This is a genomic window from Lysinibacillus sp. 2017, from assembly GCF_003073375.1.
In the GTDB taxonomy this organism is placed as follows: Bacteria; Bacillota; Bacilli; order Bacillales_A; family Planococcaceae; genus Solibacillus.
On record NZ_CP029002.1, the window covers coordinates 2,874,646 to 2,896,082 of the forward strand.

Below are 21,437 nucleotides of genomic sequence, written 5' to 3' on the forward strand. Positions count from 1 at the left end.
AATGTGATTACTTTGCAAAAAAATATGAAACACAATTTCATTATCATTTTAGTTGCGAATTTTATTGTAGCTGCGTCAACTACAATGATTATGCCCTTTTTATCGCTTTATATTGATACACTTGGGGATTTTACAGAAGGCTATGTTCAAAAATGGGCAGGGCTAATTTTTGCGGCTACCTTTATTTCCGCGTTACTGATGTCACCAGTTTGGGGGCGCATTGCGGATAAATACGGATACAAACCGATTATGATTATTAACTGCTTTGGGATTGCGACAAGTATTTTCTTAATGGGTTATGTACAGAATGTTGAACAGTTCTTTTTACTTCGACTTGCAATGGGTATTGTAACAGGCTTTATTCCAACTTCTATGGCATTCATCAGTAAGCACACAGCAAAAGAAGTTGCTGGAAAGACACTCGGTACATTACAAATGGGGAGTGTTGGCGGAACCCTTTTTGGCCCCGTTTTAGGTGGGATATTAGCAGATGCGGTGGGTTTTAAATATACATTTATTATTACAGCTGTTTCGATTACCCTTGCTGCCATCATCATTATTATTGGAATTCATGAGCCAACTATCATTTCCAAAAAGAAAAATTTGATATACTCTCAAAAAAATGTAATATGGGCCCTTTTCCACCATCGGCTTATTTTAAATGTCATGCTGATTACTTCTCTTATTCAAATTGGAAATTTTAGCATACAACCGCTTTTGTCACTTTATGTATCTGAGTTAACAACATCACAAGAAGTCGCCATGCTTGCTGGAATTACATTTAGTGCTGCAGGGCTTGGAAATATTCTTTTCACCCGTTTTTGGGGCATATTAGGAGATCATCACGGTTATGAAAAAATACTTTCTTACCTCTTGGTACTGTCAGTAATTTTCATTATTCCACAAGCTTTTGTCACGGAACTTTGGCAACTCATCGGCTTACGCTTTTTATTTGGGATGGTTTCAGGTGGGTTAATCCCAACAACCACTGCCTTAATACGTCGTGAAGCACCGATTGAAGTTCAAGGTGAAGTGATGGGCTACAATCAAAGCTTCCGATTTTTTGGGAATGTCATTGGACCTGTATTAGGCGGATTTGTTGCAAGCTTAGGTGGCATTCATTCGGTTTTCTATACAACAGGCATGCTTTTCCTCTTTGCTTTTGTTGTCATTTATTTCGTTAAAAAACTTCCGCGCCAATATATGGATGACATTTTAAAAAATCGTGCTTAAATGAAGTGTCTATTTATGTTACTCTTTTTTAAGATAAGTTATTGGGGGCAGAACAATGAGACAAATTTTTGGCTACTTACTGATTTTATGTAGCATCCCTTTACTACTCCTAATTGGCAGTGAAGTATGGAAAGAGTTGGCAAAAGCACAGCAGCATGAACAATCAATCGAACAATCGATTGAATTACCTGAAGTCGCAACATCCAGATTACCCGTTTCTTTATATGATGCAAATAACAACGTGTTTAGTGAAGAATATACAGAATTCCATCAACCTATGACGATTGATGCAATACCTGAGTTTGTCAAACAGTTGTTTTTATATAGTGAAGACGAAAACTTTTATGAACATATTGGCTTTGATGTAAGTGCGATTGCTCGTGCATTTATCGCGAATACATCCGAACAAGGGATTCAACAAGGTGGTTCTACCATCACACAACAGCTGGTTCGTATGCGTTATTTATCGGTAGAAAAAACGTATGAGCGTAAACTAATGGAACTGTTTTACGCCTACGAGCTTGAACAAAAGTATTCTAAAGAACAAATATTAGAAATGTACTTAAACGAAATGTATTTTAACAATCAAGTGTATGGTATTGGCGCTGCAGCAAGCTATTATTTTAATCGCTCACTATCTGAGCTATCGTTAGCAGAAATTGCATTTATCGCAGCGATTCCAAATAATCCATCTTTATACGATCCGCTTAAAAATTTCGATAATACGAAAAGTAGACAAGAACGCTTAATCGATAAACTAGTTGAGCATCAAGCAATTAGCCAAGCCGAAGCTACAGCGCATAAAAACGAAGAAATTCACCTTGCCGTGAAAGCTAAAGTTCAACAATATCCAAGTTATAGTACGTATGTATTGCAGGAATTAAAATGGCTTATTGCCGAACAATCTGGTTATGCGAAAAAAATCGCCACTACAACGGATAAGATGGAAAAAGAGGTATTACAATTAGAGCTTGATAAAGAAGTGGAGCGTGTCATGAATCAAGGCATTCATGTTTATACGGCCCTTCAACCAGAGAAACAAGTAAAAGATGAATCGGCCATTAATCGAATTTTAACAACACCCGAACTGCAAGCAAGTGCGACTGTAATTGACAATAATACACGAGAAATCGTCAGTATTTTTGGTGGGAAGGATTATCAAAAATATGACTTACACCGTGCATTCCAGTCACCAAGACAGCCTGGTTCATCATTTAAACCGATTAGTGTGTATGCACCTTATTTTGAAACAACAACCGCTTCAAAAAATGCCATTGTAAGTGGTGGTCGTTATTGTGTCGGTATCTTCTGTCCAGAAAACTATGGGGGTTATGAATATGGGAATGTTACGATTGAAACAGCCTTTAAGCACAGTTACAATACAAGTGCACTACGATTATATGAACAAATAGGCGTTGATACGGCATTTTCATATATTGATCGTTTCCAATTTAAATCGATAATCGACAAAGACCGTACTTATGCAGCTGCTTTAGGTGGCCTAACCTATGGGGTAACGACACTGGAAATGGCCGATGCCTATTCAAGCTTTATCGACGGCTTTTATACACCTGCTCGTAGTATTCGTAAAGTAACAAATTTAAATGGGGAAACACTTTACTCTTGGGCAAAGGATCAACAAGAGTTTTGGTCAAGTAGCACAGTTAAAACGATGCGCGACTTATTAAATTCCGTTGTGCGTAGTGGTACTGGTGGAGGATTGTATAGCCGCTCAGGTTATATCGGTGCAAAAACAGGTACGACAAATCAATATAAAGATTATTGGGTTGCTGGTTTAACGAATGATTATACAGCGGCCGTTTGGATTGGCTACGACAAACCAACTTCCATGGAGAGAATTGAAAAAGCAAAAATTCATTTTTCAATATTTAATGCCATTACAGATTAGAAAAACAAATTCCGACCAAATAGTGCGAGATTATGCCTTATCTTATGTGGATTCCCTTTAAAATTTATACTTTCTTATCCACTTAAAAAAGACGATTTCTTCAACAACTGAAGAAATCGTCTTTTCGTCTTTTTTAAACTGCAAACGGTAAACTTGCAAGAATTCCGTTATATAGCTTCACAATGGCATACGCAACGAGCGCCACTAAAATAAACCACGATAAAATTTCAAAAAAGATTAGCCCAATCACACCAACAAACGACATAAACCTACTCATTTTATAAACATTAAAAATGAAATAGCTAAAAATTGTTGTTAAAAAAATCGTTACTAAAATGATAATCGATTGAACCCCAATGACAGAAGCGAAGGCACCAAAGAAGAAAATAACATAGCCTCCACGTGCTGCATTAATTGTATCGCCTGCTTTATCCTTTGAAAAAAATAGCATCCCTAGTTCATGAATCGTTTCACCGATTAATTTCAGCGCCGAAAATAGCATGAAAAAAATTAATGCAAAGACAATCAGCAGCACAAAACGTAGTTCTAAATCTGATAAGAATTCACGCATGCCGTTATAAACACCGATTGCTTGAAACAGTTGCAGTGATTCTGATACGGCAAAAATCCCGAATGTTAGGCTAAATAAGATGATTGTTATTAATGGTAAATACCCGTATAAATATGGATTTTTCATATTTCATAATCCCTCAAAACTATTAAATCTATTTCATTCATCATAGCTAACTATTGCAAACGGGGCAAGCGTCTTTGTTCTTAAATCCTAAAAAGCTTTACCAATTTCTCCTGCGTGGATAATTCGGGGGATAAGGGTTATAAGGTTGTGGATAACGATTAAATGAACCCCCTAGAAAACTCCCTAAAAATCCACCTAAAAACGGTGCACCAAAAGGAAAAATGCCAAAGCCCGGATTATATGGATAACCTCCATAGCCTGGATTTGATGGATAACCTCCATAGCCTGGATTCATCGGATAACCTCCATAGCCCGGATTTGATGGATAACCTCCATAGCCTGGATTAAACGGATAACGATTGACCATATTCACCATCCCTTCTTTTAATAGTGTATGTCATTAATCTTAAATAGTTAGTTACTCGCCTACACAAAAAGGGTCTTGTAAGTAATGTAAACTTACAAGACCCTTTTTTAAAATTACAAATTAATTTTCACGTAATTCAACTAATGAAGCTAAAGTACGAACCATAACGCCTGTACCGCCTTTTGGTCCTAATACATGTGGTGCATCCGCATCTGAAGTACCTGCGATATCTAAGTGAATCCAAGGCGTTTCTTCAGCAAATTCACCTACAAAGCCACCACCGAAAATCATATGGCCATCGCGACCTGGTGAGTTGTTCAAGTCGGCAACATCTGATTTGCGAATACGTTTTTTGTCGCTTTCTGTTAATGGCAAGCGCCATACGAATTCACCAGTTTCGATTGCTGCTCCCATAAACTCTTCGAAAAATTCTTCGCTATTTGTTAATGCCCCTGTTTTATCCTTACCAAGCGCTACGATAACACCACCTGTTAATGTCGCAACATCGATTAAGTAGTTTGCACCTTGTTGTTTGGCATAAGTTGTCGCATCAGCTAAAACAAGGCGACCTTCTGCATCGGTATTTAATACTTCAACAGTTTTACCATTGTACATTGTAATCACATCGTCAGGTTTAAATGCATCACCAGAAACCATATTGTCTGTAGAGCCGATTACTGCAACAACATTTTGTTTCGGACGCATTTCACCGATAATTTGCATTGCACCAAGTACTGCAGCCGCGCCGCCCATATCGCCTTTCATCCCAACCATGCCTTCACGTGGTTTTAATGAGTAACCGCCAGTATCGTATGTGACACCTTTACCGACAAAGCCGATCACGTCTTCCCAGTTTTGTTTTCCTTGATACTTAATCGTAATTAAACGAGGCTCTTCTACTGAACCTTTATTGACAGATAAAATACCGCCCATACCAAGTTCTTCAAGTTGTGCTTTATTTAATACTTCGATTTCAAAGTCATATTTCTTCGCTAGTTCTGTTGCATAATTTGCTAGCTCTGTTGCTGTTAATACGTTTGGAGGTAAGTTAATTAATGTACGTGCTTCATTGACAGCATCTGCATAAACTTTACCTATTTCGAAGTTTGCTACAACCTCTTCCATAGCCGCTTCTGTTACGAATTGAATATCGTCAAAGTATGTGTCTACTTCGTTTGAAGTCGTTTTATAGTTTTTCACAGAATAGAAACCTAAGTTTAAGCCTTCTCCTGCTAAGTTTGCTACTTCTGCTTCATCAATGCGATCTGTTGTAAATGATTCAACCCAAAATGCTACTTCACCTAGTTTAGATGATTTTAATTCTTTGCCTAGGCTAGCAAATGCTTCACGTAAGTCTGTTGTTGTAATATTTTTCTTTTCACCTAAACCAACAAAAATTATACGTTTTAAAGTGGTGTGATTACCTGCATATGGTAATTTCGTAATTTTTTTAGAGTCTGTAGAAATTTCGCCAGCATGCAACCATGCGTCGATTGTCTCTCCATAAAAGTCGCTGAATAATGACCAGTTTTTCATTTGTTCACGATGCTTTTGGACACCGATAATTAATGTTTCAGATGATTGTGTTTCAAATGTTTTTGCTGTTGCTTCAATGTTCATGTTATATGCCTCCTATATATCGATCTCTTTCATTATATACAAAAGAAGGTAATTCGGAAAACGAAATAGTCGATTTTTCAAAATTTTTCTACAAAAGAATAAATAACAACGCTAGGAAAATGATATAATGTTGGCAATTATTAGAAAGTTGGTGCGATCATCGAGATTTTACAAAATACGCCACTTTGGCTTGGGGTCTTCGCTATTGTATTTGCACAGGTATTAAAAGTCCCTATTAACTTTATTGTGACGCGTAAAATTGACTGGAGCTTACTCACTTCTACTGGAGGTATGCCTAGCTCTCACTCCGCCGCAGTAACAAGTTTAGCAACTGCGGTCGGCTTTGAAACGGGCCTTGATTCACCTATTTTTGCTGTTGCTGCAATGTTTGCAGGAATCGTTATGTATGACGCAAGCCATGTACGTTTCCAAGCAGGTCAACATGCTGCCGTGCTTAACGAAATACGCCATGATCTGCAATTATTTTATAAAGAAATAAAACGTTGGCCAGATATGAACGAGCAAGAAAGGATAGAGGATTTAAAAACATTGCTTGGTCATAAAAAAAGTGAGGTATTCATCGGAGGTCTTGCCGGTATTGTCTTTTCATTCCTTGTTTACAGCATAATTTAAAATAATAAAAACACGCTTACTCATCACAAGTAAGCGTGTTTTTATTAGAACATACGATAGCCTGCTTTACGAAGTGCAATCATAACAAAGCCTGCTACTAAGGCACCACCAAATCCACCAGCTAAAATTAAAATATCAACAATTTGTAATACCTGTACTTTATCCACCAACGCAGGGAAGGCTGTGCCAGGTTTAAAAATGTAATCAAGGAAACTTACTTCGTCAATTATAAATACGACAACGAATGGATAAAGGCATGCCATTAACCAAGTCATACGTAATAACATATTTAACAAGAAGCCAATTCCGAAAAACATAACAAAAAATAAGACAATCGAAATAATTAGTTGTACTAATGAAACGTCATTCATAATATGTATACCCCCAATAATCTCTCATAATTTTACATGATTAGGCGTTCTCTTTCAATTACCCATCCATAATAAAGAAGTGAAGTTGTTAATTGTCAAAACTTATCCATATTGTTAATTTTTTTTGATTTTTATAATTGTTATTTCTTGAAATATAAATGATATTCGTTATAGCCGAAAATATCCCCTGGATTTATGTCTTCAATAATCGGATGAACATGTTCTGCTATATGCTCATTAGCCATTTCTTTTAGCATTACAGAAGACAATTCATGCTGCGCAATTTCTTTTGGTGCCATCCAGCATGCTTCGATAATTTCACGCTCTTGTAATTTTAGCTCTGGATTTTCCTCCACTGGCTTACAATAAAAAATCGCCATATTATCACTAATATCATTTAAAATGACTCCTGAACGAAAACCTACAAGTCCCTTAATGCTACAAGCTACCCCAGTTTCTTCTAATACTTCCCGCATGGCTGCAGTTGTCACGGTTTCCGCCTGTTGTACAAAGCCTGCAGGAAGTGACCAGGCGCCTTTTAAACCTCCATATGTCTTTTTCACAAGCAACCATTCGCCACGTTCATTTTCAACAATTGCAGCTACCCCTAGCCAAACTTTGCCTCGATCTTTCCCCAAATTTATCCACCCCTTTTATTCTATAGTAGCAAAAAACGTGCAAATGAAGAAATGTGTTCTTCATTTGCACGTTTTAATTTTTAATTGACTATATTATGTTCATATAAGTAATCGTACGAAATGTCGATAAATAAAAACTCTTGATTCGTTAATGCCATTGAAAAAGTTCTTGTTAATTCACCCGTTTCAATATCACTATATACAGAGGAAAGTTCACCTTTATGATCATTTGACATTTTAATGATATTCAATAAAAAGTATGGACGCCAACTCCAGTTTTTCCCCTTTGCCCATTGCTGTACTTCCCATTGCTGTTCTTTCCAACAAATATTTGGTGATGTTTGGAATCCATTGCTTTCACAAATATAAATTCGGAATGCACAATTTTCTAAAGCTTTTGCCAACTGCATTAGCTTTTCTTCCTGTGTGCTTTTCGGGGCAATCTGTTCAACAACTGTATAAATTGTTTTTTCAAGTCGCTTCATCTCTTCATATTTTTGAATCAGTCGCTTTTTCTCTGTAGCGATGAATTGCTCACACTCATTGCGGAAGCGTTCCTTGAGTGAATCACGGGATACAAACTGTTGCTGGGGTTCTTGCAAGTAAGGACCTTTGTAATAACGCGCTCCGTTCTTCCAACCGTACTGCAACTGATACACTGTCTCGATGTTCTCAATTAATAATAGGGCCCCCATTTTTAATGCTAATGCCCGAATCGTTGCAAACGCAGGATTTTGAGCACCCCATAAATTATAGTTTAATTGCGCTACATTTATTTTTAACACGTTCGGCTCTAACATTAGTAAGTTTTCTAATTGCGTTTGCGAGCCTACATCTGCAAGTGCAATCTTCACGCCATACGTTTTAATATAACGCACTGCATGATGAAGTTGCTGGATATCTCCTGTAAATTTATGTTCAGCCATAACAAGCGTAATATTTGGTAAATTTTCTTCCGTGATCATTTCTTTTAGCATGTTGAAATAGCTTTCTCCAAAATCAAGCATGAGTAAATTCGGATTGCATGGAAGGAATAGTCCAACATCAGTTATTTTTTCTGCTACAGACTGTAATGATTTGCGCACAAAAAGCTGTTCTATTTCTGCTCGGATATCTTCTGGTGCGTCTTTTTGGTATGTAAATTGTTCTATATTAATGACATCGTTTTCGACATTCACTTGCCCAATGACTTCATAAGCAACCACACGATGGCCATCAGCGCTATAGATTGGCTCGTATAATACTTCGATTTGATCTAACTTATCTAGCATCTCTAAAACACTCATTTGAATGCCTCCTTAACAAAAGGTGTTACCATTATAATAATTCAAAAATTTCAATAATACAAAATTATACACCTAAACATAGTAAAACTATAGGCATTATTTAAATTAAAAATACTATATAAAAACCACCTACAAATTAAGACGCTTTGTAGGTGGTTTCGTTCGCCTATTTTTTAATTACTTACTCACAATTTTGTGGTTCTGCTGGTCGTGCTGCTGCTTTTGATGCACATTTCCCATTCACTACTAACCTACAAACTACTGTGCTAAAATATACATAAAAAGATTTCATTCAATTCAGAAAAATGGAGGGTTAAAAATTTATATGCGATTGCTTTGGGGCATCTTATTATGTGTACATGGCGTTGCTCTATATATAAAATATTTCCAAAACGTCAGTGAAGGATGGAACATAATCCTTCATATTTTATCAGGTAGTTTATGTATTATAGGAATAATTATTATTGTTAAAGTAATAAAAAAGAAGAACGGTTAAACGCTATCATATCGAGGTAAAAGGTATCTTTTGAAAATGACAGATTATCATTGGGGGCATTCTCTCCTATAAGCTGTATGAGGAGCTTTACTGACTCTCAGGCTCAATAACTCGTTCGCTCTAATGCCACAATCTAATAGTAAGGTCATTTTGCTACAAGGTCACGAAAACCCACGTATTCACGTTGGTAAGGCTGTTTAAATAGCTCCTTGACTTCTTCATCGGTGAAACAGTTTGTAAGGCCTAAATCCTGCTTCAACAGCCTCACAGAATCCATTGGGTTAAATGCAATCAATCCATCACGCTCTAAATGCTTTATAAACACGCAGACGAATATTAATATTGTATCTGCTAAACCAATACCACCAACTTTTTTGATGAATATATGCCCTTCATAGCGAACAGCATCATGTTTCAATTAGTTAATATAGTCACGAAAAACTTGTGGTGTAAGCTCGTCAATTGTTTGTGCGAGGTCTAACCCTTTCTGCACTTTTAGCCGACATTACAAGGTCAATAGCTTGTTCGAAATTAATCTTCGGATATTCTTTCTCCATTGCCATTTTACCTATGACTGTTCTCTTCTTTTTTTCAAAACCATACAAAAAAGCCTCCTCAATTTGTTATGTTTTGCAACATACAACAAATCAAAAAGGCTTGGTATCCACAACCCTAAACATGTCATTTTGGGGTTGTGTTTACACTATTTCGGGATTGTGTACACATCAATTTCTACTGTTATTTACAATCCTACTTACTCACAATTTTGTGGTTCTGCTGGTCGTGCTGCTGCTTTAAAGCTTGAACCACAGCCACATGAAGCAAGTGCGTTCGGGTTATCAATGGTAAAGCCGCCCCCCATAAGGGATTGTTTAAAATCAATTTTTGTACCCTGTAAAATTCCTGCATCTTCTTTTGATACCAAAATTTGAATACCATATTGGTTGTCGATAAAATCAGCTTCGTTAATTGCGCTATCAAATGCCATACCGTATGACAGGCCACTGCAGCCGCCACCTTTTACAGCTACACGTAGGCTAGCATGCTGTTCTTCATTTTGAACCATCATTTCTTTGACTTGAAATGAGGCCGCTTCGGTTAAAATAATTATTTGTTTTTCACTTGCCATTTCAGTCACCTTCCTTCTTAACATAATCATATCAATTGTCATTCCACTCTGCCAACTAAACTGCTTTAAAAGCTAATATTCCTATAAAAGCTCAAACTTTTAAAGGAGTAAATACCTAAAAACTTCATAAATAATCCATTAAATAACCACTGTTTCACTAAATTTGTTGCTATAATAGCTATAGAATATAAATCGAAAGGTCTGAATGCTATGGAAGTTTCACCTTTTTACGAAAAAAATGTAGACTGTATGCATTGCAAAAAAAGCTTTCCTACATTAAAAGTTCGCTCAAAATCAATTAAAATTGAACACACAGAAACCGATTTCCAACCAATTTATACAGATGATCTTGTGAATGCACTTTATTATAATGTATTCGTTTGTCAGCATTGTGGTTTTTCATTTACAGAAGACTTCAATAAATATTTTGCACCAGGTGTTAAAGAAATATTAGAAGCACAAGTATGTAATAATTGGATTCCGCACAACTTTAATGGAGAGCGTTCTATTTTTGACGCGATTCAAGCATATAAATTAGCTTTCTTATGTGCGACTATTAAAAAAGAGAAGTACGTCATCACTTCAGGACTAGCACTTCGATTAGCTTGGCTGTACCGTTCGTTAAAAAACGTGGGACAAGAAAAACGTTTCTTAACTCTGGCGCGCGATCATTATATGGAAAGCTTCTCTACAGAGGATTATGCAAGTACACAAATGTCAGGTGTACGTATTATGTATATGATTGCCGAACTATCACGTCGTCTTGAAGATTATGAAAATGCCACACGTTTCTTCTCACGTGTTATCGAAAGTCAACGTACTGGCGGTGAAGCGAAGCTAGTGGATATGGCAAAGGAACAATGGGAATTAGTGCGTGCAGCAAGAGAACAAGTATCACAATAATATAAAAAGGAGCGAGAGATACATCATCTCTTGCTCCTTTAATTTATACTTAGAAAACTTGTTCTACTTCTAAAATACCAGGTACTTCTTCTAAAAGCGCACGTTCGATACCTGCTTTTAATGTAATTGTAGAACTTGGGCAACTACCGCATGCACCTAATAAACGTAATTTTACGATACCGTCTTCTACATCTACTAATTCACAGTCACCGCCGTCACGTAATAAAAACGGACGTAATTTATCTAAAACTTCTTGGACTTGTTGATATTGTTCTGTTTCTGTCATTTTGCTCGACTCCCTTCATTAAAATCATTATAATGTGAAGAAGTAAAAAAATCCATTGTTGAATAACGAAAGGTTTGAAATTCTATGTCACAATCAAAAGCAATTATTGAAATTTTCGGTGCAGAAATCATGTGTGCAAGCTGTGTTAATGCGCCCTCATCGAAAGATACATATGAATGGCTACAAGCAGCAATCGAGCGTAAATACCAAAATCAACCGTTTACCATTCGTTATATCGATATTGAAGGCATAATTGATAATGAGCGCGATCAAGATTATGCAAATCGTATTCATGAAGATGAGTTTTTCTATCCTTTAGTGTTAATCAATGATGAAGTTGTTGGTGAGGGTTACGTACAAATTAAGCCTGTTTTCACAGCACTTGAAAACGCTGGCTTTATCCCTACCGAAGAATAAAAAAATGTCCTGTCAGCTCACGTTAGCTGACAGGGCATTTTTTCATTAATTTTCGTTTTGCTTTTTGTAATACCAAAGTAAACCAGATTTCATTAAACGAGCAATACGACCCGTTACTGTAGTATCTGCTAAATGGACGAAACCTTGTTTTTTACCAAGAGAGCCCATGAAGCCTTTTAATTTAATTTCTGATAATTTTTCAGGTAATGTTTCACCTTTCCAACGCATTTTCAGAACTTTAACGATACGTTCGCCTTGTTCTTCTGCTAATTGGGCAGTTGGTGGTAAGTGAGAAGACGCACAGTCTCCGATAACATATACGTCTTCATCGCCTACAACATGGTAATGGTCAGTAATGATTGGACGATTGAATTTGTCTTTTTCAACATCTAGTTCGCGAACGATTTTTACTGGTTGTACACCTGCAGTCCAAACAATAACATCTGCTTCGATTATTTCATCATGGTTGTATAGACGACCATCTTCAACTTTTGTAATATTTGATTCTGCAATAACTTCAACATCATGCTTTTCGAACCAAGATTTAATGTAAGCACTTAATTTTTCAGGGAAATCACGTAAGATACGGTGTGAGCGGTCGAATAATTTAATATTTAAATCCGTGCGACTTTCTCGTAATTCACTTGCAAGCTCGATACCTGAAAGACCTGCACCAACGATGGCAACAGTTGAACCTGGTGCTAACCCACCGATTTTTTCAAAAGTTTTACGAGAATTTGCGATTGTTTGAATGCTGTATGTGAATTCATCGGCACCTGGAACGCCATGATATTTATCTACACAGCCTAAACCAATTACAAGCTGGTCATAAGATACTTCTTGTCCGTCTTCTAGATATACTTTTTTATCTTCGCGATCGATGCGCACGATTTCTCCATAAACGCGTTTTAATCGATCATGCTCCGGAAAGTCAACACGAATTTCTTTATCCGTTGACGTACCCGCAGCCATTGCGTAAAATTCTGTCTTTAAACTATGGAATGGTGTACGGTCTACTAATGTAATTTCTACATCTGCAGGTAAGTTTGATAATAAACGAAGTAAAATACGCATATTACCATAACCGCCGCCTAATAATACTAATTTTTTCATAGCTTCTCCCTCATATCTAAATTTAATAAGTATGTTCACAAATATTCCATAATCATTATAACGGTTTGTGATAAATTTCACAATATATTAAAATTGATTTTGTGAAACTTTTCACAAGAAGTTTTTAAATTAAAAAACATACAAATTGACTCTATCTAAAAAACAAAGTAGCATGGCTAATAGTGAGGTGACAGTAGGTGAATCCATTAGTTGAATTTTGTATTAGTAATCTCGCAAACGGTGCGCAGGAAACTTATGATGCACTTGATAGAGATCCCGATATTGATGTCCTTGAGTATGGCTGCCTAAGCTATTGTACGAAGTGTGCACAAGGGTTTTATGCTGTTGTAAATGGTGATTTAGTTGAAGCAGATACACCAGCTGAACTAACTAAGCGCATTTATGACTATATAGAAGAAAATCCGATGTGGTAATTATTACTTACCCATCGGATTTTTTCATTAATTATTTAATTAACTCTAACAAGTTCTCCACACAGTAAGTTGGTAGCTTCGATTGTTGCTTAACACGATCGGTCGGTGTGACACCGGTATTCACATGAATCGTATCACAACCAAAATTAATGCCACATAAAATATCGGTATCATAATTGTCGCCAACCATGACCATCTGTTCTTTTGTGAAATGATGCTCATCTGCTACAATCTGCAACATTACGGGTGAAGGCTTACCGATAAACGTCGGTGTGACCCCTGCGACATTCGCTACAAGATGGACAAATGAGCCATTTCCTGGTGCAAAACTGCGTTCGCTTGGAAACTTTATATCTCCATTTGTGCCAATCAGCTCTGCTCCATTTTGCACGTAAAAACTAGCTTTCACCAGTTTGTCATACGTAATTTGACGGTCGATACCCATTACGAGAACCGCGCTTTGCTCATCGGTAATTTCTAAGCCCTCTTGTTCAAGTGCTGTTCGAATTCCTTGTTCTCCAACGACATTGACCTTTTTATCAGTGCAAATTTTTGCAACGTATTTTGCTGTAGCTAGTGCACTTGAATAAATATGCTCTAATGGCGCATTGATGCCGATGTCACGTAATGACTGTTGTAGCATCTCTCTTGTTTTAGACGAATTATTCGTTAAATAAAACGGTTCAATTTTCTGCGCTTGTAAATAATGGACAAACTGTACAGCCGATTCAATACCTGCTTTTCCACGATAAATCGTACCGTCTAAATCAAAACAATACGCTTTGTAGAAACTCATTTGTGGTCCTCTGGTAAAAATGCTGAAACAGGACCTAATTCGTTTGTTAAATAATCATGTACCTTGCTAGAAAATTGTTTCATTGTGTCTAGGTTTGCTGTTAACACAGTTAAAACTTCTTCGTTATCCACTGCGATAAATTCACGTACAATCATTTTACGTAAGCCGACAACCGCTTTTAACGGTGCATCCATTTCAGGTGTGATTACTTTTTCATCAACGAAAATGTCGATAATGTCTTCATAGCTACCTGGGTCACGCATAATGAAGCCGTCGATAACTAAGTTTCCTACGTCCATCATTGCTTCCATCACGTTATGACCAATACGTTGTAATGCTAGTTTATGAATATCATTTGATAACCAGTTATCATTTGATTCAAGTAATGCTAATAACTCGTTTAAGTGCGTTAAGTTTAATGTAATTTTATTTCTATCTACGAAATACATAGATAAAGCCTCCATTCAATCAATAAAAGTTGATAGTGTTTTCACTTATATAGTACCATATTCTTTAGAAATGGAAGGGGTTCAAAGCAAAATGGAACGATTTTTCTTATATGATGATGTAGAAGATACAAAAACGCGCTTTGTCAGCTTTGCAGGAAAAACACAACGCTATGATTTAGCAGTCTTACAAAGCGGTCGATTTTTCGGGAAAGTACTCGTTTTAGACATTCAATTTGGTCGATTTGCAATTATTGGATCCGATGATGTAGAGGAACCGGGCTATTTAGAACATGTGTATAATCGAACTGAAGCCGAAACAGTGGATTTACGAGAATATTTACGTGAATTATTAAGCTAAAATAGGTGATTAAAAATCAAAAAACTACTAATTTTAGATTATTAAAATTAGTAGTTTTTATTTTTATCCTTTTACCATACTTTCAGTCGTTTCTAAAATTTTCGGAGTATTTTCAACTACAACCACTTCTTCTTGAACGTCCTCTTGTCCCTCAGGTTCTATCTCCACTTCAACAGTACTTTCTTCCGCCACTGGTTCTGGTGCGCGGCCTGTTTTTTGAACGATAAAGTAGGCACAGCCAAAGTTACAGTATTCATATAAATAATCTTCTATCGTGCTAACCTTTGTATCAAATGTTGATTTTTGATTTTTGTCGTCAAAAAATCCTTTTAAACGCAACTGACCATAACCCCAGTCACCGACAATAAAATCATATTTCGTTAAAATATCTGAATAACGTGCAGTAAAGGCTTCTTCTTTAAAACCGTCACGCACATTTTCGATTACTTCATAAGTATAGCCTTCTGCAATAATCAAATTGTACACCACCTATCTTAATCTTCATGTTAAAGAATATTTTTGCCGAAAGCAATATTCCAAACGAATTTTTCCAGGCAGTTTCAATTTAATGGGCTACATTGAATTAAATTTCTACCTTGTTTTTATTGGCTGCATTCACTTGCTCATCTGCATGGTAACTACTACGTACGAGTGGTCCCGCTTCACAATGGCTAAAGCCTTTTTCCATCGCAATTTTACGTAACTTGCCAAATTCAATTGGCGAATAATATTTTTTTACTGGTAGATGCTTTTTAGTAGGCTGTAAATATTGGCCAATCGTCATAATATCCACATTATTTGCACGCAAGTCATCCATCACTTCATAAATATCTTCTACTGTTTCGCCTAAGCCTATCATTAAGGAAGATTTTGTTGGAATTGTTGGCTGCATTTCTTTTGCACGACGTAAAAATTCCAGTGAACGCTCATATGTAGCTCTTGCACGCACTCGTGGTGTTAAGCTACGTACGGTTTCAATATTATGATTTAAAATATCTGGTTTTGCATCCATTAAAATGCGTAAATTTTCTTCATGGCCACCTAAATCAGAAGGTAATACTTCGATCGAGGTTAAGGGGCTTTTACGACGAATTGCACGTACCGTTTCTGCTAACACTTCCGCTCCACCATCTTTTAAATCATCACGTGCCACCATCGTAATTACGACATGTTTTAAGTTCATTAGTGCAACAGAATCTGCCACGCGTTCTGGTTCAGCTAAGTCTAATTCATTTGGCAATCCCGTTTTGACTGCGCAAAAGCGACAGGCACGTGTACAAATGGAACCTAAAATCATCATTGTAGCTGTACGACGTTCTCCCCAGCATTCATGAATATTTGGGCAGCGTGCTTCCTCACATACCGTATGCAAGTTTTTCTCACGCATCAATTTTTTTAAACCTTTGTATTCATCATTCGTATTTAGCTTAATTTTTAGCCATTCTGGTTTGCGTAGATACTCTTCTTTTTGACTAGTTGGTTTACAAGATGTCATGCTATTTCTCCTTTACACTCAACTACCTCTAGGTTGTTACTGTTGTCAATGTAACATATTCTGCCACTTGCAACAACTTACTATTCCTACAAATCAAATAATTTAGATTAATCTGTCTACGTCTTTTATTCAGTTACATTATTCATATGGGATTGGTACTTCAATCGACGGCTGGGCACCCTCACCCGCGCTATAAATATGTGGCACAGTTCCCCTTACTAGGCCCATTGCAATTGGAATTTTTTGCTCAACTGAAGCTGATTTACTCGCAAATGGTATAATAATTTGGACATTGACTGCAATCAATAAATTGACTTCTACCTTTGCATTATTGATGCCAAATTCTTCGATTGTAGATTCTACTGTACTGCTCACATTCCCAATAATATGAAAACGAATCGGAATTTTAGGTCCTAGGTTTCCAATAATAGGTAGATTCATTGCCTGACCGAGTGGTACAAAGAAGACGATGCCATCACCTGCCTCCATTTTTCCAACATCGTACTCTACATTTTCTAAACTCGGCAAATGCGATAACTCCCCATTTTCTGCTTGTTCTAAATACTCTTTTACAAGGGTTTGCGTTTCTGCGCGTACTTGATTAATAATTTCTGTATTAAACTTTGTGGTGATCACATCGTCTGATGTTGTTGGGATATCCACAATAATTTCATTGACGTCTAATACACTCGAAGTTTTTGAATTTATCGCTTTACTTACAACATAAGAGGCGACTTTAAGTGTTTGAACTTCAGCATACTGCAAATACGTTGGCATTAATCTCATATTCACGACATAAATAGTAATAAAGACCATGATGGCAATACTCATCAGTAAAAGCGTAACAGCATTTTTTATACTGCGCTTTTTTTTGAAGTGCATTCTTTTAGCTCTTTTAAAACGCAAAGAAATCCTCCTTACCTATACAATATGGTAAGGAGGATTTCTCTATTCCGCATAAACGACAAAATCTAACTCAATTTTTTCAATTTCGAGCATTGGACAGTCACTCAGGCAAATTTCATATGTAGCTTCTAACATTGAATGATTTTCTTCAAAAATACGCAACCATGGGCGTGAAGCGTCGACAAGATTCTGCTTTGAAACAATGCCACGTCGACCATCATTTAATAAGACAAGTGTTCCGTTTGCATAATGAACGATGCTTTGTTTGAAGGCATCGACAACGCGCGCATCAAATTGAATGCCTCTGCCTTCCTCGATAATAGAAATAGCATCGGTAGGGAGCATTTTTTTGCGATAAACACGTGTAGATGTCAGTGCATCAAATACATCTGCAACAGCAATAATTTTCGCAAATGGGTGGATTTCAAAGTCAACTAATCCTCGAGGGTAGCCACTACCATCAATACGTTCATGGTGTTGGAATGCACAATGCGCAACGAGCAAAGAAACCGAATGTAAATTTCGCAGTAAGTCAAAACCAAATCGTGTGTGTTGCTTCATTTCATCATATTCTTCATCAGTTAGCTTGCCAGGTTTTGATAAAATTTCTGGAGGAATTAATAGTTTGCCAATATCATGCAACATGGCCCCCATACCAATTAATCGAATATCATCATAGGAATAGCCCATTGCTTTTGCAATGGCTATTGAGTACATTGTTACTTGAAAAGAATGTTGGTAAATATATTCATCATATAAATAAGCATCCGTCAACACCATCAGTACCTCTTCACTACCAATGATCGAATTCATAATGTCTTCTACAATAAGACCGATTACTTTCGATTGCTGATCGAGTACGTATGGAGCTTGCGATGACTTTGTTTGCTTCACTTCTTTAAATGATTTTGTTATATTTTTTACAACTTGAATTCGTTTGGCTGGTGTAACTGTTTCTTCTACTTCAATCCCACGTGAAACTTTATCCTCAATGTATAAATACTGTATATTGAGGTCGCGTAATCGCTCCACAATTCGGTTCGTTACGATAACATCTTTATGCAGTAGTGGATGACCGGCTTCGTTCCAAATTGTTCTCCCGACAACCATACCTTCTTTGAGAACATTTATAGATATTAGTCGCATTGAATCTATTTTCTCCAATCTAATAATACATTCCGTTTATTATACCATGAAATGAAAAAAGTATAATCTATTGAAATTTCTTCCTACAATGGGTTTTGAAAATATCTCGAATAAATTCTGGCAAATAATACTGCTTTTTAGCGTATTTAAAGCTAGGAAAGAAAAAGCCAAATGTAAACAAGTCTAATGTTGCTAGTCGATACACTTTATCAGGCTCCATAAGCTTCCCATTTATATAAAGTTCTCGCTGCTTGTTCATCGTGATTCCGTAATTTAATAACTTGCCAAAAATAATACCACGGAAACCCAATCCCTTTAACTCAAGACGTGGCCATTCTTCATTTTCTGACTGAACGAATATCTCCTTTAATTCATTGCCCGTTAATTGTACAACGCAAAGATTAATCGGATGTGGTAATATTTTGTGAATATCATATGCAGTCACATAACCTTTATTCATACTTTCAACAAAAATACCTGCATTAAACAATACACAATCAGCTTTCGTATAATCAAATACGCATTCTGCAAATAAATTTGAAAGCTGTGAGCGATGAAACCATTCTTTGTTGAGTGACTTCGATAGTGAAAACTCTGGCTGTTCTAATAAGGCTTTGGCTTGTTTTTGTAACCCCATCAGCCACTCACTTTCTTCTTCTACTTCTGGTAATAGGGAATTTTCATATAAGCGATCCTTTTTTGCAGCCACCTTGTTTACGGACGTATCCCATTCAATTGTAAGCTGGCCTGTATACTGACCAAACTTTCCTCCGCCTGTAAGCAGTACGCCATTTTCAGCGCGTCCTTGTTCGAAAATATGATGCGTATGAGCACCAAAAATCACGTCAATTGCAGGGCATTCTTTCGCTAATAATTCATCTTCTGTAATGCCTAAATGTGATAAGCAAACAATGATATCTACTTGTTGCTGTAAAATTTGCACCTGTTCAATCAAACGATCACGTGGTGAAGTCACTTCCCAACCGAGCTGTCGGTAAAATGCATCGAATTGCGCGGTTGCTGCAATTACACCAATTTTTGTACCGTATTGCGTTGTTAAAATTGTGTATGGCTTGAGCCAAGCGGGATTGTCCTTTTTGAGTGATTGTAAGTTCCCGACAACAACATCAAAATCAGCTTCATCATACAAATGATAAAGAACATCATAAGGTAATGTAATCCCCTCGTTGTTTCCAAGTGTTACGACATCGTACTGGGCATCGTTAAGCATCGTAATATTTCCTTTACCTAACGTCGCTTCTGTATATAAATTGGAACGATCTAAATGATCTCCTAAATCGACTAAAAAACTTGTCTCTCCCTGTTCAGCAAGCATTTTGCGCTGCATTTGTATAAACGATTGACTGCGTTTCCAATAACTAAAATGACTATGCAAATCATTCGTATGAAAAAAATGAATTACTTCACGCACCTTTGCCACCTCACTTCTTCTTTACTCATCAAAAAAATTCATTTGCTTTGGTGCTAAGCCATCAAATTGAAGCTGCAAAATTTGTTGCATTCGCTTTGCATTTTTTGCTGCATGTCCCCCCAGAGTTATTATTGAATAATACAAAAATTTCATTCGCCTGTTTACTTAAAAATGAAATTTGCTCACTTAACTTTTGTAGTTCTTCTTCATTATAATCATATAAAAAGCGGACTTTCCGCCAATTTTCACTATGTCCAATATTACGCCAACCAAAGACGTTTCGACCATGAATGCGGACAAGCACTTTATCATGCGTTGCAATCGGCACAAAGGGTACAGAACCACTCCCCGCTTGCGGTTCATCACAAACCGTGTGAGTAAGCTTGTTATCCTTCAAAAATTTCAATGTTTTATCCTTCATGTTCGAGGAATACCATGATTGGTTTCGAAACTCAATGGCAATCGGAAAATCTGTAAGCTGTTGTTTTATATATCGAATATATTGTACATTTTTTTGTTGGCAGTCAAACCATGGGGGAAATTGCACAAGAACCATTGCTAACTTCCCGTTTTTTTGAAAGGTTTGTGCACAAGCTCGAAACGCATTGAACATATCGTTCTTTGTTTCGTAAGGTAATTCATCACGCAAGTGGCCCGTCATTCCTTGATAGGTTTTCACCACAAATTGAAAGTTATGTGGCGTTTCTTTGCACCACTTTTCGACCGTTTCTGGCGTAGGAATAGCGTAAAATGATGTATCTAATTCTACAATAGGAAAATGCCCACTGTAATCAAATAATTTATCTTTTGCTGCTGTAACTTCACTATAGACGTCAGGGTGATCTCCCCAACCTGTTAATCCGATTGAAATCATTCCCATCACCTCTTACAAGATATTGTACAACATCCTGCGTAAATTCATAGCAAAGTCATTGCAAATTAATATTATTCCTATCATAATTGTATAAAAAGGAGGGCGTTACCATGCATAATTTACAATCTATTGAGCAATTCGAAACTTATAAAAATGGTGCTGCTGTTGTTTTTGAATTTACAGCAAATTGGTGTCCAGATTGTCGCTTCATTGACCCTTTCATGCCTGAAGTCGTTGAGAAATTTTCAAACTTTACATTTGTGAAAGTAGACCGTGATCAATTTATCGATTTATGTATCGAACTAGGTGTCATTGGTATACCAAGTTTTGTTGCATTTGAAAACGGTGTAGAACTTGGCCGTTTCGTCAGTAAAGACCGTAAAACACAGGCAGAAATCGAGAACTTTATTACGAATTTAAAATAACCCAAATCAAAAAGGTGCTCCGAA

At 36.7% G+C, this 21,437-nt stretch carries 25 protein-coding genes and 2 pseudogenes; 8 read left to right on the forward strand and 19 right to left on the reverse strand.

The genetic code is table 11. The annotated features are described in order from the left end of the window. Window positions 1-24: 24 nt before the first annotated feature. On the forward strand, window positions 25-1,233 hold the full coding sequence (locus DCE79_RS14120; protein ID WP_108714502.1) for an MFS transporter: 1,209 nt from the start codon (window positions 25-27) through the stop codon (window positions 1,231-1,233). 55 nt (window positions 1,234-1,288) lie between these two features. Beyond that, window positions 1,289-3,142 (forward strand): transglycosylase domain-containing protein, encoded by a 1,854-nt coding sequence (locus tag DCE79_RS14125; protein WP_108713640.1) that lies wholly within the window; start codon window positions 1,289-1,291, stop codon window positions 3,140-3,142. A gap of 133 nt (window positions 3,143-3,275) precedes the next feature. Here DCE79_RS14125 and DCE79_RS14130 read toward each other — a convergent pair whose 3' ends face one another. From DCE79_RS14130 to DCE79_RS14140, 3 genes are all read right to left on the reverse strand, one after another. Continuing rightward, window positions 3,276-3,839: a DUF5366 family protein gene (locus tag DCE79_RS14130; RefSeq protein WP_108713641.1), complete on the reverse strand. Its 564-nt coding sequence runs from the start codon at window positions 3,837-3,839 to the stop codon at window positions 3,276-3,278. Between the two features lie 97 nt (window positions 3,840-3,936). Next, complete coding sequence (locus DCE79_RS14135; RefSeq protein ID WP_234417271.1) at window positions 3,937-4,206, reverse strand: hypothetical protein; 270 nt, start codon at window positions 4,204-4,206, stop codon at window positions 3,937-3,939. Window positions 4,207-4,326: 120 nt separating this feature from the next. Beyond that, window positions 4,327-5,826, reverse strand: coding sequence for a leucyl aminopeptidase (locus tag DCE79_RS14140; RefSeq protein WP_108713642.1), 1,500 nt, complete (start codon window positions 5,824-5,826; stop codon window positions 4,327-4,329). Between the two features lie 159 nt (window positions 5,827-5,985). Between DCE79_RS14140 and DCE79_RS14145 the strand changes: the two genes are divergently transcribed. After that, the gene (locus DCE79_RS14145) at window positions 5,986-6,459 is read left to right on the forward strand and encodes a divergent PAP2 family protein (RefSeq protein ID WP_108713643.1); all 474 of its coding nucleotides are present in this window, start codon (window positions 5,986-5,988) and stop codon (window positions 6,457-6,459) included. A 44-nt stretch (window positions 6,460-6,503) separates the two neighbouring features. Here DCE79_RS14145 and DCE79_RS14150 read toward each other — a convergent pair whose 3' ends face one another. The 6 genes from DCE79_RS14150 to DCE79_RS14175 form a co-directional block, all read right to left on the reverse strand. After that, a complete protein-coding gene (locus tag DCE79_RS14150; protein ID WP_199912334.1) occupies window positions 6,504-6,833 on the reverse strand; it encodes a YuiB family protein in 330 nt (109 codons plus the stop codon). A 137-nt stretch (window positions 6,834-6,970) separates the two neighbouring features. After that, a complete protein-coding gene (locus DCE79_RS14155) occupies window positions 6,971-7,468 on the reverse strand; it encodes an NUDIX domain-containing protein (RefSeq protein WP_108713645.1) in 498 nt (165 codons plus the stop codon). Window positions 7,469-7,548: 80 nt separating this feature from the next. Beyond that, window positions 7,549-8,754, reverse strand: coding sequence for an EAL-associated domain-containing protein (locus tag DCE79_RS14160; protein ID WP_108713646.1), 1,206 nt, complete (start codon window positions 8,752-8,754; stop codon window positions 7,549-7,551). Between the two features lie 641 nt (window positions 8,755-9,395). Continuing rightward, window positions 9,396-9,668 (reverse strand): hypothetical protein, encoded by a 273-nt coding sequence (locus tag DCE79_RS14170; protein WP_108713647.1) that lies wholly within the window; start codon window positions 9,666-9,668, stop codon window positions 9,396-9,398. A gap of 40 nt (window positions 9,669-9,708) precedes the next feature. Further along, window positions 9,709-9,855 (reverse strand): hypothetical protein, encoded by a 147-nt coding sequence (locus tag DCE79_RS18555; RefSeq protein WP_159083111.1) that lies wholly within the window; start codon window positions 9,853-9,855, stop codon window positions 9,709-9,711. 149 nt (window positions 9,856-10,004) lie between these two features. Beyond that, complete coding sequence (locus DCE79_RS14175; protein ID WP_108713648.1) at window positions 10,005-10,379, reverse strand: HesB/IscA family protein; 375 nt, start codon at window positions 10,377-10,379, stop codon at window positions 10,005-10,007. A gap of 210 nt (window positions 10,380-10,589) precedes the next feature. On the opposite strand from DCE79_RS14175, the gene DCE79_RS14180 reads away from it, so the two are divergent. Next, window positions 10,590-11,282: a DUF2225 domain-containing protein gene (locus DCE79_RS14180; RefSeq protein WP_108713649.1), complete on the forward strand. Its 693-nt coding sequence runs from the start codon at window positions 10,590-10,592 to the stop codon at window positions 11,280-11,282. A gap of 49 nt (window positions 11,283-11,331) precedes the next feature. Here DCE79_RS14180 and DCE79_RS14185 read toward each other — a convergent pair. Next, window positions 11,332-11,699, reverse strand: a pseudogene (locus DCE79_RS14185) (NifU family protein). On the opposite strand from DCE79_RS14185, the gene DCE79_RS14190 reads away from it, so the two are divergent. Then, window positions 11,653-11,985 carry a YuzD family protein gene (locus DCE79_RS14190; protein ID WP_108713651.1) on the forward strand — a complete coding sequence of 111 codons (333 nt, stop codon included), beginning with the start codon at window positions 11,653-11,655 and terminating at the stop codon, window positions 11,983-11,985. The pseudogene DCE79_RS14185 and the gene DCE79_RS14190 overlap by 47 nt on opposite strands. 45 nt (window positions 11,986-12,030) lie before the next feature. Here the strand turns inward: DCE79_RS14190 and DCE79_RS14195 are convergent, their stop codons facing one another. Then, window positions 12,031-13,098 carry an NAD(P)/FAD-dependent oxidoreductase gene (locus DCE79_RS14195; RefSeq protein WP_108713652.1) on the reverse strand — a complete coding sequence of 356 codons (1,068 nt, stop codon included), beginning with the start codon at window positions 13,096-13,098 and terminating at the stop codon, window positions 12,031-12,033. A 197-nt stretch (window positions 13,099-13,295) separates the two neighbouring features. Between DCE79_RS14195 and DCE79_RS14200 the strand changes: the two genes are divergently transcribed. After that, window positions 13,296-13,532 carry a YuzB family protein gene (locus tag DCE79_RS14200; RefSeq protein WP_108713653.1) on the forward strand — a complete coding sequence of 79 codons (237 nt, stop codon included), beginning with the start codon at window positions 13,296-13,298 and terminating at the stop codon, window positions 13,530-13,532. A gap of 31 nt (window positions 13,533-13,563) precedes the next feature. Here the strand turns inward: DCE79_RS14200 and DCE79_RS14205 are convergent, their stop codons facing one another. After that, window positions 13,564-14,328, reverse strand: coding sequence for a TIGR01457 family HAD-type hydrolase (locus DCE79_RS14205; RefSeq protein WP_108713654.1), 765 nt, complete (start codon window positions 14,326-14,328; stop codon window positions 13,564-13,566). Further along, on the reverse strand, window positions 14,325-14,777 hold the full coding sequence (locus tag DCE79_RS14210) for a DUF86 domain-containing protein (RefSeq protein WP_108713655.1): 453 nt from the start codon (window positions 14,775-14,777) through the stop codon (window positions 14,325-14,327). The genes DCE79_RS14205 and DCE79_RS14210 overlap by 4 nt, the downstream gene beginning before the upstream one ends. Before the next feature lie 91 nt (window positions 14,778-14,868). Between DCE79_RS14210 and DCE79_RS14215 the strand changes: the two genes are divergently transcribed. Further along, a complete protein-coding gene (locus tag DCE79_RS14215) occupies window positions 14,869-15,135 on the forward strand; it encodes a DUF3055 domain-containing protein (protein WP_108713656.1) in 267 nt (88 codons plus the stop codon). A gap of 63 nt (window positions 15,136-15,198) precedes the next feature. On the opposite strand, the gene DCE79_RS14220 is transcribed toward DCE79_RS14215, so the two are convergent. The 6 genes and pseudogenes from DCE79_RS14220 to DCE79_RS14245 form a co-directional block, all read right to left on the reverse strand. Beyond that, window positions 15,199-15,612 (reverse strand): YutD family protein, encoded by a 414-nt coding sequence (locus DCE79_RS14220; RefSeq protein ID WP_108713657.1) that lies wholly within the window; start codon window positions 15,610-15,612, stop codon window positions 15,199-15,201. A gap of 106 nt (window positions 15,613-15,718) precedes the next feature. Beyond that, entirely contained in the window at window positions 15,719-16,630 is a 912-nt protein-coding gene (lipA, locus tag DCE79_RS14225; protein WP_108713658.1) for a lipoyl synthase, read from the reverse strand. Window positions 16,631-16,768: 138 nt separating this feature from the next. Next, complete coding sequence (gene yunB / locus DCE79_RS14230) at window positions 16,769-17,536, reverse strand: sporulation protein YunB (RefSeq protein ID WP_108713659.1); 768 nt, start codon at window positions 17,534-17,536, stop codon at window positions 16,769-16,771. Between the two features lie 42 nt (window positions 17,537-17,578). Next, window positions 17,579-18,682 (reverse strand): HD-GYP domain-containing protein, encoded by a 1,104-nt coding sequence (locus DCE79_RS14235; RefSeq protein ID WP_108713660.1) that lies wholly within the window; start codon window positions 18,680-18,682, stop codon window positions 17,579-17,581. A gap of 67 nt (window positions 18,683-18,749) precedes the next feature. Beyond that, window positions 18,750-20,114, reverse strand: a complete 1,365-nt coding sequence (locus DCE79_RS14240) for a bifunctional metallophosphatase/5'-nucleotidase (RefSeq protein ID WP_108713661.1) — start codon at window positions 20,112-20,114, stop codon at window positions 18,750-18,752. Window positions 20,115-20,135: 21 nt separating this feature from the next. Beyond that, window positions 20,136-20,988 (reverse strand): annotated as a pseudogene (locus DCE79_RS14245) (DUF72 domain-containing protein). Between the two features lie 110 nt (window positions 20,989-21,098). On the opposite strand from DCE79_RS14245, the gene DCE79_RS14250 reads away from it, so the two are divergent. Next, window positions 21,099-21,413, forward strand: a complete 315-nt coding sequence (locus tag DCE79_RS14250) for a thioredoxin family protein (protein ID WP_108713662.1) — start codon at window positions 21,099-21,101, stop codon at window positions 21,411-21,413. Window positions 21,414-21,437 lie beyond the last annotated feature (24 nt).

Coding starts and splice junctions, on each gene's coding strand:
- DCE79_RS14195 (WP_108713652.1), bottom strand. CDS start 13,098: ATGAAAAAATTAGTATTATTAGGCGGCGGTTATGGTAATATGCGTATT.
- DCE79_RS14210 (WP_108713655.1), bottom strand. CDS start 14,777: ATGTATTTCGTAGATAGAAATAAAATTACATTAAACTTAACGCACTTA.
- DCE79_RS14180 (WP_108713649.1), top strand. CDS start 10,590: ATGGAAGTTTCACCTTTTTACGAAAAAAATGTAGACTGTATGCATTGC.
- DCE79_RS14135 (WP_234417271.1), bottom strand. CDS start 4,206: ATGGTCAATCGTTATCCGTTTAATCCAGGCTATGGAGGTTATCCATCA.
- DCE79_RS14120 (WP_108714502.1), top strand. CDS start 25: ATGAAACACAATTTCATTATCATTTTAGTTGCGAATTTTATTGTAGCT.
- DCE79_RS14235 (WP_108713660.1), bottom strand. CDS start 18,682: ATGCGACTAATATCTATAAATGTTCTCAAAGAAGGTATGGTTGTCGGG.
- DCE79_RS14140 (WP_108713642.1), bottom strand. CDS start 5,826: ATGAACATTGAAGCAACAGCAAAAACATTTGAAACACAATCATCTGAA.
- lipA (WP_108713658.1), bottom strand. CDS start 16,630: ATGACATCTTGTAAACCAACTAGTCAAAAAGAAGAGTATCTACGCAAA.
- DCE79_RS14175 (WP_108713648.1), bottom strand. CDS start 10,379: ATGGCAAGTGAAAAACAAATAATTATTTTAACCGAAGCGGCCTCATTT.
- DCE79_RS14130 (WP_108713641.1), bottom strand. CDS start 3,839: ATGAAAAATCCATATTTATACGGGTATTTACCATTAATAACAATCATC.
- DCE79_RS14205 (WP_108713654.1), bottom strand. CDS start 14,328: ATGAGTTTCTACAAAGCGTATTGTTTTGATTTAGACGGTACGATTTAT.
- DCE79_RS14125 (WP_108713640.1), top strand. CDS start 1,289: ATGAGACAAATTTTTGGCTACTTACTGATTTTATGTAGCATCCCTTTA.
- DCE79_RS14160 (WP_108713646.1), bottom strand. CDS start 8,754: ATGAGTGTTTTAGAGATGCTAGATAAGTTAGATCAAATCGAAGTATTA.
- DCE79_RS14215 (WP_108713656.1), top strand. CDS start 14,869: ATGGAACGATTTTTCTTATATGATGATGTAGAAGATACAAAAACGCGC.
- DCE79_RS14250 (WP_108713662.1), top strand. CDS start 21,099: ATGCATAATTTACAATCTATTGAGCAATTCGAAACTTATAAAAATGGT.
- DCE79_RS14190 (WP_108713651.1), top strand. CDS start 11,653: ATGTCACAATCAAAAGCAATTATTGAAATTTTCGGTGCAGAAATCATG.